Source organism: Mesorhizobium sp. M8A.F.Ca.ET.208.01.1.1 (assembly GCF_004791315.1).
Classification (GTDB): Bacteria; Pseudomonadota; Alphaproteobacteria; order Rhizobiales; family Rhizobiaceae; genus Mesorhizobium.
Map to the genome: position 1 here is coordinate 819,442 of NZ_SRUT01000001.1, position 12,967 is coordinate 832,408.

Consider the following 12,967-nt stretch of genomic DNA (forward strand, 5'->3'; position numbering starts at 1 on the left):
GCGCAAGGCTGACACCGCCCACTATCCACGCTATATGCGCCGCTTGAAGCGAGGATGCGGCACAATGACCGGAACGAAACGATCAAGCGAGGGTCTGGACGCCCATCGCCGCAAGCTGTTGTTCCGCTCCTGGCATCGCGGCATGCGCGAGATGGACCTCATCCTCGGCACCTTCGCCGATGCCGAGATAGGCACCTTGACCGCCGAGGAAATCGACCAATATGAGAGGCTCCTCGACATTTCCGACACCGAATTCCTGCCGCTGGTCACTGGCGAACGCCCGGTGCCGGCGGAGATCGACTGTGCCGTCCTGCAAAAGATCCTGGCGTCCCGCCGGACCATGACTTTCTGAACACAAGACTTTCTAAACACAAGCAATTCCAGGAAAAGTGAAGCGGTTTTCCCATGGGAATTGCGACAACCAAGACCGTGATTTGATGGCTCTCATTCCTACCATTGGCTTGCCGAAGGGCCGCACCGGCCAGTTCATCGTCGACGGTGTCGCCGATGGCTACGAGGCCTTCGCGCTGGTCCAGACGGCGCTCGAGATCGCACCCGACAAGCCGGTGCTGTTCGTGGCCCGCGACGGCCAGCGCCTGCCTTCCATCATCGAGGCGCTGTCCTTCGTCGCACCCGGCCTGCCCGTGCTGGAGCTGCCTGCCTGGGACTGCCTGCCATACGACCGTGTGTCGCCGGGTTCCGATGCCGCCGCCAAGCGCCTCGATGCGCTGACCGCCATGATCGCGCTGGCGAAGAAACCGCATCGTGCCGTCATTCTCACCACCGCCAATGCGTTGCTGCAGCGTATCCCGCCCGCGGAGCTTGTCGAGGCGCAGACCTTCCACGCCAGACCCGGCAACCAGATCGACATGAATGCGCTGATCGCGCGGCTGGAGACGTCGGGATTCGAACGCGTGCCGACCGTGCGAGGCATTGGCGAATTCGCGGTGCGCGGCGGCATTCTCGACCTCTTCGCGCCCGGCTGGACCGAGGCGCTGCGACTTGATTTCTTCGGCGACACGCTGGAATCGATCCGCGTCTTCGACGCCGCCACGCAGCGCACCACTGGCCAGCGCAAATCGATGGCGCTGCAGGCGATGAGCGAAGTGGCGCTGACGCCCGAAACCATCAGCCGCTTCCGCCGCGCCTATATCGAGGCCTTCGGCGCGCCATCGCGTGACGACGGGCTCTACGCCGCGGTCAGCGAGGGGCGGCGCTTCGCGGGCATGGAGCATTGGCTGCCGTTCTTCTACGAACGGCTGGAGACGGTGTTCGATTACCTGCCCGACGCACCCGTGGTTTTCGACCATCTGGCGCATGAGGCGCTTGCCGAACGTCATACGCTGATCCTCGACCACTACGAGGCGCGCAAAAAGCAGGCTGACGGGGCGCTCAAGGACGCGGTGCCCTACAAGCCGGTTGCGCCGGACCTGCTCTACCTCTCGCCGGAGAATCTCAAGGCTTCGCTTGGCGAGCGCGAGGACATCGACTTTACCGTGTTCGATGCGCCCGACGTAGGGGGTAAGAAAGTCTTCCACGCCGGTTCGCGGCATGGCCGCAGCTTCGTCGAGGAGCGAGCCGATCCGAACGTCAATGTCTTTGATGTCGTCGTCCGGCACATAGCCGACGAGCGCGCGGCGCGCCGCCGGGTCGTCATCGCCGGCTGGACCGAAGGCTCGCTCGACCGGCTTGGCCAGATCCTGGCCGAGCACCATCTCGGCAATCTCAAACAGGTCGAGACGCTGGCCGAGGCCGAACAGCTCGAGCCGGGACAGGCTGCATTGGCCGTGTTGCCGCTGGAATCCGGCTTTGAGACCGACAAGCTGGTCGTTGTCGCCGAACAGGACATTCTGGGTGATCGGCTGATCCGGCGTTCGAAGCGCAAGAAGCGCGCGTCCGACTTCATTGCCGAGGCCTCGGCCCTGTCGGCCGGCGACATTGTCGTCCATGCCGACCACGGCATTGGCCGCTTCATCGGCCTGCGCACGATCGAAGCGGTCGGCGCGCCGCATGACTGCCTGGAAATCCACTATGCCGGCGACGACCGGCTTTTCCTGCCGGTGGAAAACATCGAGCTTTTGTCGCGCTACGGCTCCGACACAGCCGAGGCAACACTGGACAAGCTCGGCGGCGGCGCCTGGCAGTCGCGCAAGGCCAAGCTGAAGCGGCGGCTGCTCGATATGGCCGGGCAGCTGATCCGCATCGCCGCCGAACGGCAGATGCGCGCCGCGCCGGCGCTGGTGCCGGCCGAAGGCCTCTATGACGAGTTTGCCGCTCGTTTCCCCTACGAGGAAACCGACGACCAGCAGACCGCGATCGATTCGGTGCGCGACGACCTTGGCGCGGGCAAGCCGATGGACCGGCTGATCTGCGGTGACGTCGGCTTCGGCAAGACCGAGGTGGCGCTGCGCGCCGCCTTCATCGCGGCGATGGAAGGGTTTCAGGTCGCGGTGGTGGTGCCGACAACTCTGTTGTCGCGCCAGCATTTCAAGACATTCTCGCAGCGTTTCTCGGGGCTCCCTATCCGCGTCGCCCAGGCCTCGCGGCTGGTCGGCGCCAAGGAACTCGCCGAAACGAAGAAGGCCCTGGCCGAGGGGCAGGTCGACATCGTCGTCGGCACCCATGCGCTGCTCGGGTCGTCGATCTCGTTCAAGAATCTCGGCCTGCTGATCATCGACGAGGAGCAGCATTTTGGCGTCAAGCACAAGGAACGGCTGAAGGATCTGAAGAGCGACGTGCACGTCCTGACGCTGTCGGCGACGCCGATTCCGCGCACTCTGCAACTGGCCCTGACCGGCGTACGGGAACTGTCGCTGATCGCCACGCCGCCGGTCGACCGCATGGCGGTGCGCACCTTCATCTCGCCCTTCGATCCGCTGGTCATCCGCGAGACGCTGCTGCGCGAGCGCTACCGCGGTGGCCATTCCTTCTATGTGGTTCCGCGGATCAGCGATCTCGCTGAAACCCATGATTTCCTTAAGGAATCCGTTTCCGAGCTGAAGGTGGCGGTGGCCCATGGGCAGATGCCGCCTGGCGAACTCGATGACATCATGAACGCCTTCTATGACGGGCAGTACGACGTGCTTCTGTCGACCACCATCGTCGAATCGGGCCTAGACATCCCGACCGCCAACACGCTGATCATCCATCGCGCCGACATGTTCGGCCTGTCGCAGCTCTACCAGTTGCGCGGCCGCGTCGGGCGCTCGAAGGTGCGCGCCTATGCGCTGTTCACCCTGCCGGCCAACCGCAAGCTGACCGACACGGCCGAGCGCCGACTGAAGGTGCTGCAATCGCTCGACACGCTGGGCGCCGGTTTCCAACTCGCCAGCCATGATCTCGACATCAGGGGCGCTGGCAATCTTCTGGGCGAAGAACAGTCCGGGCACATCAAGGAGGTCGGCTTCGAGCTCTACCAGCAGATGCTGGAGGAGGCGGTCGCCGAGGTGAAGGATTCCGGCGAGGTCCAGGACGGCGGCTGGTCGCCGCAGATCGCCGTCGGTACGGCGGTGATGATCCCGGAAGGCTACGTGCCGGACCTGCAGCTCAGGCTGGCGCTTTATCGTCGTCTCGGCGATCTCGAAACCACCGAGGAAATCGACGCCTTCGGCGCCGAGTTGATCGACCGTTTCGGCCCGCTGCCGGACGAGGTGAAGCATCTCTTGAAGATCGTCTTCATCAAGGCGCTCTGCCGCAAGGCCAATGTCGAGAAGCTCGACGCCGGGCCGAAAGGTGTCGTCATCCATTTCCGCAAGCGCGAATTCCCCAATCCCGTCGGACTGGTCAAGTATATTGGCGAGCAGGGTTCGCTGGCCAAGATCAGGCCGGACCATAGCGTGGTCTTCGCGCGCGATTGGCCAAATGCCGAAAAGCGCCTGGCGGGCTCGGCTGTGGTCATGACGCAATTGGCGAAGTTGGCGGAGAAGGCGGCCTGATCTCGCCTTCCGGCCCGTCCTGGGGGCGTCAAGCCATTCGCCAGCACCGAAATTCCGGTCTAGAATAGGAAATCGGCTTCGTGTATGGAGCCGCCACCCCATTTAGGGGCTGGAAATGGCGGGCAAGGGTGTTCGCCGGAAAGAGCGTTGGGTGCAGCGATGACGAAATGGTCGCCGAATTCGTGGAGAGCAAAGCCGATCAAGCAGGTTCCCGCCTATCCGGACCTTGCAGCGCTGAAGAACACGGAAGCCCAACTCGCCACCTTTCCGCCGCTGGTCTTTGCCGGCGAGGCGCGCAAGCTGAAGAAGCAATTGGCTACCGTCGCCGCCGGTGAGGCCTTCCTGCTCCAGGGCGGCGACTGCGCCGAGAGTTTTGCCGAACATGGCGCGGACAACATCCGCGACTTCTTCCGCGTCTTCCTGCAAATGTCGGTCGTGCTGACCTTCGCCGGCGCGCAGCCGGTGGTGAAGGTCGGCCGCGTCGCCGGCCAGTTCGCCAAGCCGCGCTCGTCCGACAACGAGACCAAGGGCGAGGTGACGCTGCCGAGCTATCGCGGCGACATCATCAACGGCATCGAATTCGACGCCAAGTCCCGCATCCCTGATCCTGCCCGCCAGGAAATGGCGTACCGCCAGTCGGCGGCGACCCTTAATCTTCTGCGTGCGTTCGCGCAGGGAGGCTATGCCAGCCTGGAGAACGTGCATCGCTGGATGCTCGGCTTCGTCTCCGACAGCCCGCAAGGCGAGAAATACGAGTCGCTTGCCAACCGCATCACCGAGACGATGGATTTCATGCGCGCGGTCGGCATTACGTCCGAAACCAATTTCGCGCTGCGCGAAACCGACTTCTACACCAGCCACGAGGCGCTGCTGCTCGGCTACGAGGAAGCGCTGACCCGTGTCGATTCGACCTCCGGCGACTGGTACGCCACGTCGGGCCACATGATCTGGATCGGCGACCGCACGCGCCAGCCCGACCATGCGCATGTCGAATATTGCCGCGGCATCAAGAATCCGCTCGGGCTGAAATGCGGTCCGTCGCTGACGCCGGACGGCCTGCTGGAACTGATCGACCTGCTGAACCCCGAGAACGAGCCGGGGCGGCTGACGCTGATCGCCCGCTTCGGTTCCGACAAGGTTGCCGACCATCTGCCGAAGCTGGTGCGCGCGGTGCAGAAGGAAGGCCGCAGCGTGGTCTGGTCGTCGGATCCGATGCACGGCAACACCATCGAAGCCGCCGGCTACAAGACGCGGCCCTTCGATCGCATCCTGAAGGAGGTGCAGACCTTCTTCGAGGTGCACCGCGCCGAAGGTACCCATCCGGGCGGCATCCATGTCGAGATGACCGGCAAGAACGTCACCGAATGCACCGGTGGCGCGCGCGCCATCACGGCCGAGGAGTTGCAGGACCGCTACCACACCCATTGCGATCCGCGCCTCAATGCCGACCAGGCGATCGAACTGGCCTTCCTGGTCTCGGATCTGTTGAAGAAGAGCCATCCGGTGCAGCACAAGCAAGTCGCGAACGGCTGAGCCTGGCAATTGGACCGATGAAGCAAAAGGCGCCTGGGAAACCCGGCGCCTTTTCCATTTTCGGCTTTTTTGTTTGTGCCTCCGACCGTGCTGGCGCGGCCGGCGAAAAGCGCAGGCTTCAGTCTTGCTTGTAGAGCAGCCAGCTCTTGCCGGCGCGGCCGGCCATGGCCGAATGCCTGGTGACGCGGTTGCGGCCACTGACTTTCGAGCGATAGAGCGCCCGATCCGCCTTGGTGTAGAGGTCTTCGGGGCCTTCGGCCTCGGATGCCATGCAGATACCCATCGATACCGTCACGGTGCCGTAATTCATGCCGGTCTGGCTGCTGGTGAAGGGGGTCTGCTCGATCAGCGTGCGGATGCGTTCCGCGATCTCGTAGGTCGCGTCCTCGCTGGCGCCCTCGATGATCAGCGCGAACTCCTCGCCGCCGGTGCGGGCGACGAACATGTCGCCGCGAATGCTGGTCCGGAAAATCTCGGCGATGATCTGGATGATCTTGTCGCCGACGGGATGGCCGTAGCGGTCATTGATGTCCTTGAACCGATCGATGTCGACAAGCACCAGGGCATTGAACAGGATACCCTTGTTGCTGTTGTAGATCCTGGTGATTTCCTTGTCGAAGGCGCGGCGATTCCAGATCTGGGTCAACGGATCCGTGTCGGCCAGCCGCTTGTATTCCTCGAGCTTCGACTTGACGCTCTCGAGTTCGGCCGTCTTGTCGCTCAGCGTCGAGGCGATCTGCCGGCCGTGATCGATCGTCGAATTGGTCGCGATGGTCATTGCATTGGCGATTTTTTGCAGAAGATCCTGGGAGAGCAGGCTGCGGTTGGTCAGGCCGCTCGATGTCTCATCGAGGATTCTGCCGTATTTTTCGATGTGGCTGCGTTCGCTGCGCAGGAGCGACGCGACCTCTTCGAGCTCGCGGGCGATGACGTCCCTGGCATGCTCGACGATGCCGGGGCCATGGTTATGGGCGAAGAAGGTGCGTCCGATCTGATCCAGCTCGTCCTGCGTCGGCCGGTTGCTCAGCGATACGACGGCGAGGCTGAGTTCGCGGTTGGTGCCGCTCAAGGCCTCATAGAAAATCTCATAGTTGCGTGGCAGGCCGAGGATGCCAAGCTGGCGCATGGTGGCGACAACGGTGGTTGCGATATCGGTGTTTCGTTCGGTCGAGGCTGCTGCCGGCTGCATGTCTGATTCACTCTTCCCCTCGGATCCCGGCCAGAATTCGCGGGTCCATTGATCGCCGACCTGGGGAGCGCTACCCGGTGCGCCAGAACATCTTGCGAAGAGGCGCGTCCCCACCTGCGCCCTTCGCTTGTGAAGATCATACTTGCGTCGGCGCTAAAGTTTCCTTAATCCGCCCGACTTCCACAGGTTTCCTCTACCTGTGGCTGTAAACGCATGAATTTTTGCACCGCCATCCCGGGACGACGCCCCTGTTTGGTGGTCTTGAATTCGGAATTCCGCGGTGTGTCGCCGCAAATGAAACTGAATTTCGAATTCGGCGCGCCAATCGATGTCGTATTTGCTTGCGCGTAACCACCGCGAAGCTGGAATCCTGACAAGGATGCTGGAGACGAGGTTTCTTCGAGGAGTGCCGAAATGAGCAACAACCACCAGGGATCATGCCTGTGCGGAGCGGTCCGCTTCCGGACAAGCGGGGCGCTGCGTGGCGTTGTCTACTGCCATTGTTCGCAATGTCGCAAACAGAGTGGGCATTTCTATGCCGCGACCAATGTCGCCGATGCCGACATCGCGATCGAAGGGGCGGAAAGCATCACCTGGTATGAAGCATCCGCCTTTGCCAGGCGCGGCTTCTGCAAGGCATGCGGATCGGTGCTGTTCTGGAAGGCAATGGATCAGGACTATATTTCGGTCATGGCGGGATCGTTCGACAAGCCGACCGCGCTCAAGGGCGAATGTCATATCTTCGTCGGCGACAAGGGCGACTATTATTCGATAGACGACGGGCTGCCGCAGTTTGAAAAGTCGACGCCATCCATACCGGTCGCCGAATGAAATTTGGACGATCCGCCTTATTCCATTGATCGGAGCATTGCTTTATCCCGGGCCGGTGATTCCGAGAGGGGCCTTGGCATGCAACGGCTGATCGATGCTTTTATCAATTCGGTGCGGGCGTTTCGCAAGCTGGCCGCTCATGAGAAGGCATTCCAGCAGGAGCTGATGCTGCTGGCGCTCGCCTTGCCGGCCGGATGGTTCATTTCGGTCTCCTGGCGTGGTTATGCCTTGCTGATCGGCGCGGTGCTGCTGCTGATCATGGTCGAGGTTCTGAACACCGGCATCGAGGCGGCATGCGACGCGTTCAGCCGCGAGTTCAATGTCGACATCCAGCTGGCCAAGGATTGTGGCTCGCTGGCGGTGCTGATTTCGGTCGTGATCGCTGGCGGCGTCTGGGGCATTGCCCTGATCGAACGCATTACCGGGGTGCCGATCTGAGACTTTGATCCCTATATGACAGTCACCAAAGGAGACCGTCATGGCAGAGGTCACGAATTCCTCGCTTCTCGAACGCCGGTGAGCATGCCGCCGAGTTCGCGGAACATGTCGTGCCGCTGCAGCCACGGCATTGGCAACTATCGCGAAGGCAGACTGGCTGCTCCCGATTTCGCGCGCTGGTTCGCACCGCGCCTCAACCATTTTCTCGGGATCTCGATGGCCACCACAATGTCGAGGACTACCAGTATTTCCCGGCCTTCGCCAAGGCGGAGCCCCGTCTGAAACGCGGCTTCGACATTCTCGATGCCGATCACCACACGATCCACGAAGGACTGGAGCGCAACGCCGAGGCGGCGAATGCCTTCATCCGCACACTTCAGGAGAGTGAGGACAAGCAGCGCTTCGCCGCCGATGCCTACGCCGACGAAAACAGCCGGCTGATCGCGATGCTGACCCGGCATCTCGCCGATGAGGAGGACCTGATCATCCCGCTCATTCTCGATCGGGGTGATCGGGCGCTCGGCATCGACTAACCGGTCAAACCTCCTTGGCGCGCTCCCGCTTGGCGATGTGGCGGGCGGCAAGCCAGGCAAGCACGGCCACGGCAAGGCCGATGCCAAGCCCGACGAACAGCCGCTCGTGGCGCATCAGCGCCTGGCCGATCAACTGTTCGGCTCCCAATCCGAAGACATAGCCGATCGTGCTGAACAGCACTGCCCAGATCACCGATGAGATAGCGTTGAGGATGACGAAGCGGGGCGCCGCTATGGTCGAAAGGCCGGCCGCGACGCCGCCGACCAGGCGCATGCCGTAAATGTAGCGGTTCGACAGCACGAATATGTTGGGATGGGTGTTGAGCAGACGGTAGGCGCGGCGAAAGCCGGGCCGCCGACGCAGCCTGACGACATGGCGATTATCGGCGAAACTCCTGCCGAGGATGAAGAAGAAGGTATCGCCGGCGAAGGCGCCCAGCGCTGCCGCGGCAAAGGCATGCCACAGCACGAAAACATGTTGGTGTGCGAAGAAGCCACCCAGGATCGCGGCACTTTCGCCTTCGGCCACGCAGCCGAGAAAAACCGCCAGCAACCCGTATTGTTCGATGAAATGGTGGATCGCCTCGGTCATGACGCCGACTGCTGTGACAGTCTTTCATCGATCCGCTTGACCACTTCCGCCAGCCGCACGATCTCGTCGCGCATGCCGATGATCTGGCTGTGGCGCAATTCGTCCAGTTTCTCATGCAGCGCCATGATCTCGATCTCGGCCTTCAGATTGACCTCGTAGTCGTGGGCGGCATCGATGCGGTCGCGTTCGGTCTGGCGGTTCTGCGCCATCATGATCACCGGCGCCTGCAGGGCGGCGATCATCGACAGCACGAGGTTGAGGAAGATGAAGGGGTAGGGGTCGAACGCATCGCGTGACAACAGCCAGACATTGCCTGATGTCCAGACGACCAGGAAGGCGATGAAGGTCAGGATGAAGGACCAGGAGCCGCCGATGCGGGCAATCGTATCGGCAAGGCGGTCGCCAAAGGTCTGATGGAAGGCGACGGCCTTGTTGGTGTCCCTGGTGATGGTGGTACGCTCGATGGTGCTTTGCAGCACCCGGCTTTCCAGCTGGCTCAGTCCATCCGGCTTACGCTTCAGCCAGCGGTTCGCCAGATCGTCGATCGTCTTGTTCATGGCTGTCTCCAAGCGCTTTGCTGCGCTAGAGGTAGAGGCTGCCGGCCCAGGCGGGAAGTGCTAGATTGAGGCGAACCGAGAGGGACCGATGGCCGACTTCAAGAAAATTCGCGCTCGCGCGGCAAATCGCAAGGGCGGCGAGGCGGAACTGACCTCCCTGTTGGGGCCGATGCCCGACAATGCGGCGGTGGCCGACATCACCGATGACCGCATCCTCTCGACGATGGCCGAGCGCGTCTTCGCAGCCGGTTTCGTCTGGCGGGTCATCGAGCAGAAATGGCCTGGATTCGAAGAGGCGTTCCTGCGCTTCGAACCCAAGCGGTTGCTGTTCCAGCCTGACGATTTCTGGCACGACCTGGCTTCGGATCAACGCATCGTGCGCAATCCGCAGAAGATCAAATCCGTTCGCGACAACGCCGCCTTCGTCGAGCGCGTGTCCAGGGAGCATCGCGGTTTCGGCCGGTTCCTCGCCGACTGGCCCGCCGACGACCAGGTCGGGCTGATGGCCTATCTCGGCAAGCATGGCAGCCGGCTCGGCGGCAACACCGGCCAGTATTTCCTGCGCTGGCTGGGCTGGGACGCTTTCGTCATTTCGGCCGATATGGCCGCCGCCCTTCGCGACGCGGGCCTCGACATCGCCGAGAACCCGACATCGAAGAAGGATCTCGACAAGATCCAGGCCCAGATCAATCGATGGGTGAAGGAGACGGGCCTGCCGCGCCGGCACATTTCGCGCATCCTGGCGATGTCGATCGGAGAGAACCATTCGCCGCAATCGCTGCGCGAGTATATGGGCGACGATTGACGGTCTGAATTGGTCCAAGCGAACGCCATTGCGGGGCGAATTCCGCCGCGCTAAGTCAGCAGGCATGACCAAAAAACTCGACATACTGCGTATCGCCATTGCCCAGCTCAACCCGACGGTCGGCGATGTCGCTGGCAATCTTGCCAAGGCGCGAGAGGCGAGGGCGGATGCTGCCCGCCAGGGCGCCGATCTCGTGCTCTACACCGAGCTTTTCCTCGCCGGCTATCCGCCGGAGGACCTGGTGCTGAAGCCGGCCTTCCTCAGGGCATGCGAGCGGGCGGCACAGGATTTTGCCGCCGATACCGCCGACGGTGGTCCGGGCGTCATCATCGGCACGCCGCTGAAGCGCAAGAGCGGCACGCATAATTCCATCGTCTTCGCCGATGGCGGCAAGATCATCGCCGAACGCTACAAGCTCGACCTGCCCAATTACGGCGAGTTCGACGAGAAGCGCGTTTTCCAGGCCGGGCCCGAGATCCAGGGGCCGGTCAACTTCCGTGGCGTGCGCATCGGTGTCCCGATCTGCGAAGACATCTGGGGCGAGGTCGGCATCTGCGAGACGCTGGCCGAAAGCGGCGCGGAAATCCTGCTGGTGCCGAACGGCTCGCCCTATTATCGCGCCAAGATCGACGTTCGCCACCAGGTCGTCATCAAGCAAGTCATCGAATGCGGCTTGCCGATGATCTATGCCAACCAGCTCGGCGGCCAGGACGAGCTGATCTTCGACGGCGCCTCCTTCGCCATCGGCGCGGACAAGACGCTCGCCTTCCAGATGAGCCAGTTCGAGGACGCGGTCGACGTCACCACCTGGAAACGTGCGGACAATGGCTGGGTCTGCTCGGAAGGACCGATGTCGAAAATCCCGGACAAGGAGGAGGCCGACTACCGCGCCTGCATGCTTGGCTTGCGCGACTACGTCAACAAGAACGGCTTCAAGAATGTGGTGCTCGGCCTGTCCGGCGGCATCGATTCGGCGATCTGTGCGGCCCTTGCGGTCGACGCGCTCGGCGAGGAGCGGCTGCGCGCCGTCATGATGCCTTACCGCTACACCTCGAAGGACTCGCTCAAGGATGCCGAGGACTGCGCCCGCGCACTTGGCTGCCGGTATGACATCGTGCCGATCTTCGAGCCGGTCGAAGGATTTTTGCACACGCTGACGCAGTTGTTCGAAGGCACCAAGGAAGGCATCACCGAGGAGAATTTGCAGAGCCGCGCGCGCGGCACCATCCTGATGGCGATCTCCAACAAGTTCGGCTCGATGGTCGTCACCACAGGCAACAAGAGTGAGATGTCGGTCGGCTACGCCACGCTCTATGGCGACATGAACGGTGGCTTCAATCCGATCAAGGACCTCTACAAGATGCAGGTCTATGCGCTGTCGCGCTGGCGCAACAGCCATGTGCCGCCGGGCGCGCTCGGGCCTTCGGGCGAGGTGATCCCGAAGAACATCATCGACAAGGCGCCGTCGGCCGAATTGCGTGAGAACCAGACCGACCAGGATTCGCTGCCGCCCTATCCGGTGCTGGACGATATTCTGGAATGCCTGGTCGAGAACGAGATGGGCGTCGACGACATCGTCGCGCGCGGCCATGACCGGGCGACGGTGACACGCATCGAACATCTGCTCTACATCGCCGAATACAAGCGCCGGCAGGCGGCGCCGGGTGTAAAAATCACCAGGAAGAATTTTGGCCGCGACCGCCGCTATCCCATCACCAACCGTTTCAGGGATCGTGGATAGGCGTCCTTTCGCCTGCTGAGCGAGAGTGCGCGAGACCGCGGCGAGAGTGCCATCATGCCGGACTGTGAGATCAGCTTCGACCTGTCACGCATCGATTTCCGCGCGACCTCCGACCTGTTGATGGCGAGCTACTGGGGAGCTGGACGCAGCGATGCGTTTCATCGCCGAGCCTTTGCCAACTCGTTCTGCGCCGCCGCTTACATCGCTGGCAAGCAGGTCGGTTTCGGCCGGGCGATCACCGACCGCACGGTATTCGCCTATCTCGCCGACATCATCATCTGGCCCGAACATCGCGGGCAAGGCATTGGCTTGCGGCTGGTGCGGGCACTCATCGATCATCCTGAACTCAGCACCGTCTCGCACTGGAGCCTGTCGACCAGCGACGCGCATGGGGTCTATGAAAGACTGGGCTTCAAGGCATCGACGGATGGACGATACATGCGCCTCGATCGTGCGGTGTCTGCCGGGTAAGCAACGCGCGACGACGACAGGCACCAGTCGCGACTGTTGCAAAATCGCCTCATCGGCTGGTCCAGCACTGCTTTTGGCCATGGCTTGCCTTGGCGAACGATCGAAGCGTCCCTATAACGACCTCTCCGCGATTCCCTTCAGGGAGGACCGAATGCCAGGATTTGACATCGTTATGCGAGGCCGCGAAGCCTAGGTCTGAGCCGGTGTTCCGAACTATCGGAACCATTCCGGACGCAGAAAAGGCATTTGCCGCTGCCGGTCGCCGCCCATTGGGCGGGCGACCAACCATAGCCGAACCTCCGCATTCATGGGCAATTGCCCGGCGCGGTTTATCAATTTTCG

12 protein-coding genes are annotated in these 12,967 nt (G+C 62.3%); 9 read left to right on the forward strand and 3 right to left on the reverse strand.

Going from position 1 to position 12,967, the window contains the following annotated elements; genetic code table 11:
* Window positions 1-64 precede the first annotated feature (64 nt).
* The 3 genes from EN851_RS04035 (at window position 65) to EN851_RS04045 (ending at window position 5,468) form a co-directional block, all read left to right on the forward strand.
* The gene (locus tag EN851_RS04035) at window positions 65-352 is read left to right on the forward strand and encodes a succinate dehydrogenase assembly factor 2 (RefSeq protein WP_135864415.1); all 288 of its coding nucleotides are present in this window, start codon (window positions 65-67) and stop codon (window positions 350-352) included.
* A gap of 85 nt (window positions 353-437) precedes the next feature.
* The gene (gene mfd / locus EN851_RS04040) at window positions 438-3,935 is read left to right on the forward strand and encodes a transcription-repair coupling factor (protein ID WP_135928633.1); all 3,498 of its coding nucleotides are present in this window, start codon (window positions 438-440) and stop codon (window positions 3,933-3,935) included.
* A gap of 159 nt (window positions 3,936-4,094) precedes the next feature.
* Entirely contained in the window at window positions 4,095-5,468 is a 1,374-nt protein-coding gene (locus EN851_RS04045; RefSeq protein WP_127872585.1) for a 3-deoxy-7-phosphoheptulonate synthase class II, read from the forward strand.
* A 118-nt stretch (window positions 5,469-5,586) separates the two neighbouring features.
* Here EN851_RS04045 and EN851_RS04050 read toward each other — a convergent pair whose 3' ends face one another.
* Complete coding sequence (locus EN851_RS04050; protein ID WP_135928634.1) at window positions 5,587-6,657, reverse strand: diguanylate cyclase; 1,071 nt, start codon at window positions 6,655-6,657, stop codon at window positions 5,587-5,589.
* Window positions 6,658-7,071: 414 nt separating this feature from the next.
* Here EN851_RS04050 and EN851_RS04055 point away from each other — a divergent pair, with 414 nt between their 5' ends.
* The 3 genes from EN851_RS04055 (at window position 7,072) to EN851_RS04065 (ending at window position 8,459) form a co-directional block, all read left to right on the forward strand.
* Window positions 7,072-7,488 carry a GFA family protein gene (locus EN851_RS04055; protein ID WP_135928635.1) on the forward strand — a complete coding sequence of 139 codons (417 nt, stop codon included), beginning with the start codon at window positions 7,072-7,074 and terminating at the stop codon, window positions 7,486-7,488.
* Window positions 7,489-7,566: 78 nt separating this feature from the next.
* On the forward strand, window positions 7,567-7,926 hold the full coding sequence (locus tag EN851_RS04060) for a diacylglycerol kinase (RefSeq protein WP_127278686.1): 360 nt from the start codon (window positions 7,567-7,569) through the stop codon (window positions 7,924-7,926).
* Window positions 7,927-8,036: 110 nt separating this feature from the next.
* Window positions 8,037-8,459, forward strand: coding sequence for a hemerythrin domain-containing protein (locus EN851_RS04065; protein ID WP_348630710.1), 423 nt, complete (start codon window positions 8,037-8,039; stop codon window positions 8,457-8,459).
* A 4-nt stretch (window positions 8,460-8,463) separates the two neighbouring features.
* Here the strand turns inward: EN851_RS04065 and EN851_RS04070 are convergent, their stop codons facing one another.
* A complete protein-coding gene (locus EN851_RS04070; protein ID WP_127278685.1) occupies window positions 8,464-9,051 on the reverse strand; it encodes a DedA family protein in 588 nt (195 codons plus the stop codon).
* A complete protein-coding gene (locus tag EN851_RS04075; protein WP_127872581.1) occupies window positions 9,048-9,608 on the reverse strand; it encodes a DUF1003 domain-containing protein in 561 nt (186 codons plus the stop codon). Before EN851_RS04075 ends, EN851_RS04070 begins: the two co-directional genes overlap by 4 nt.
* Before the next feature lie 88 nt (window positions 9,609-9,696).
* On the opposite strand from EN851_RS04075, the gene EN851_RS04080 reads away from it, so the two are divergent.
* From EN851_RS04080 to EN851_RS04090, 3 genes are all read left to right on the forward strand, one after another.
* Window positions 9,697-10,413, forward strand: coding sequence for a DNA-3-methyladenine glycosylase I (locus EN851_RS04080; RefSeq protein ID WP_135928636.1), 717 nt, complete (start codon window positions 9,697-9,699; stop codon window positions 10,411-10,413).
* 64 nt (window positions 10,414-10,477) lie between these two features.
* Complete coding sequence (locus EN851_RS04085) at window positions 10,478-12,154, forward strand: NAD+ synthase (RefSeq protein WP_127278682.1); 1,677 nt, start codon at window positions 10,478-10,480, stop codon at window positions 12,152-12,154.
* Window positions 12,155-12,208: 54 nt separating this feature from the next.
* Window positions 12,209-12,625: a GNAT family N-acetyltransferase gene (locus EN851_RS04090; RefSeq protein ID WP_127872578.1), complete on the forward strand. Its 417-nt coding sequence runs from the start codon at window positions 12,209-12,211 to the stop codon at window positions 12,623-12,625.
* The last annotated feature ends 342 nt before the right edge of the window (window positions 12,626-12,967 follow it).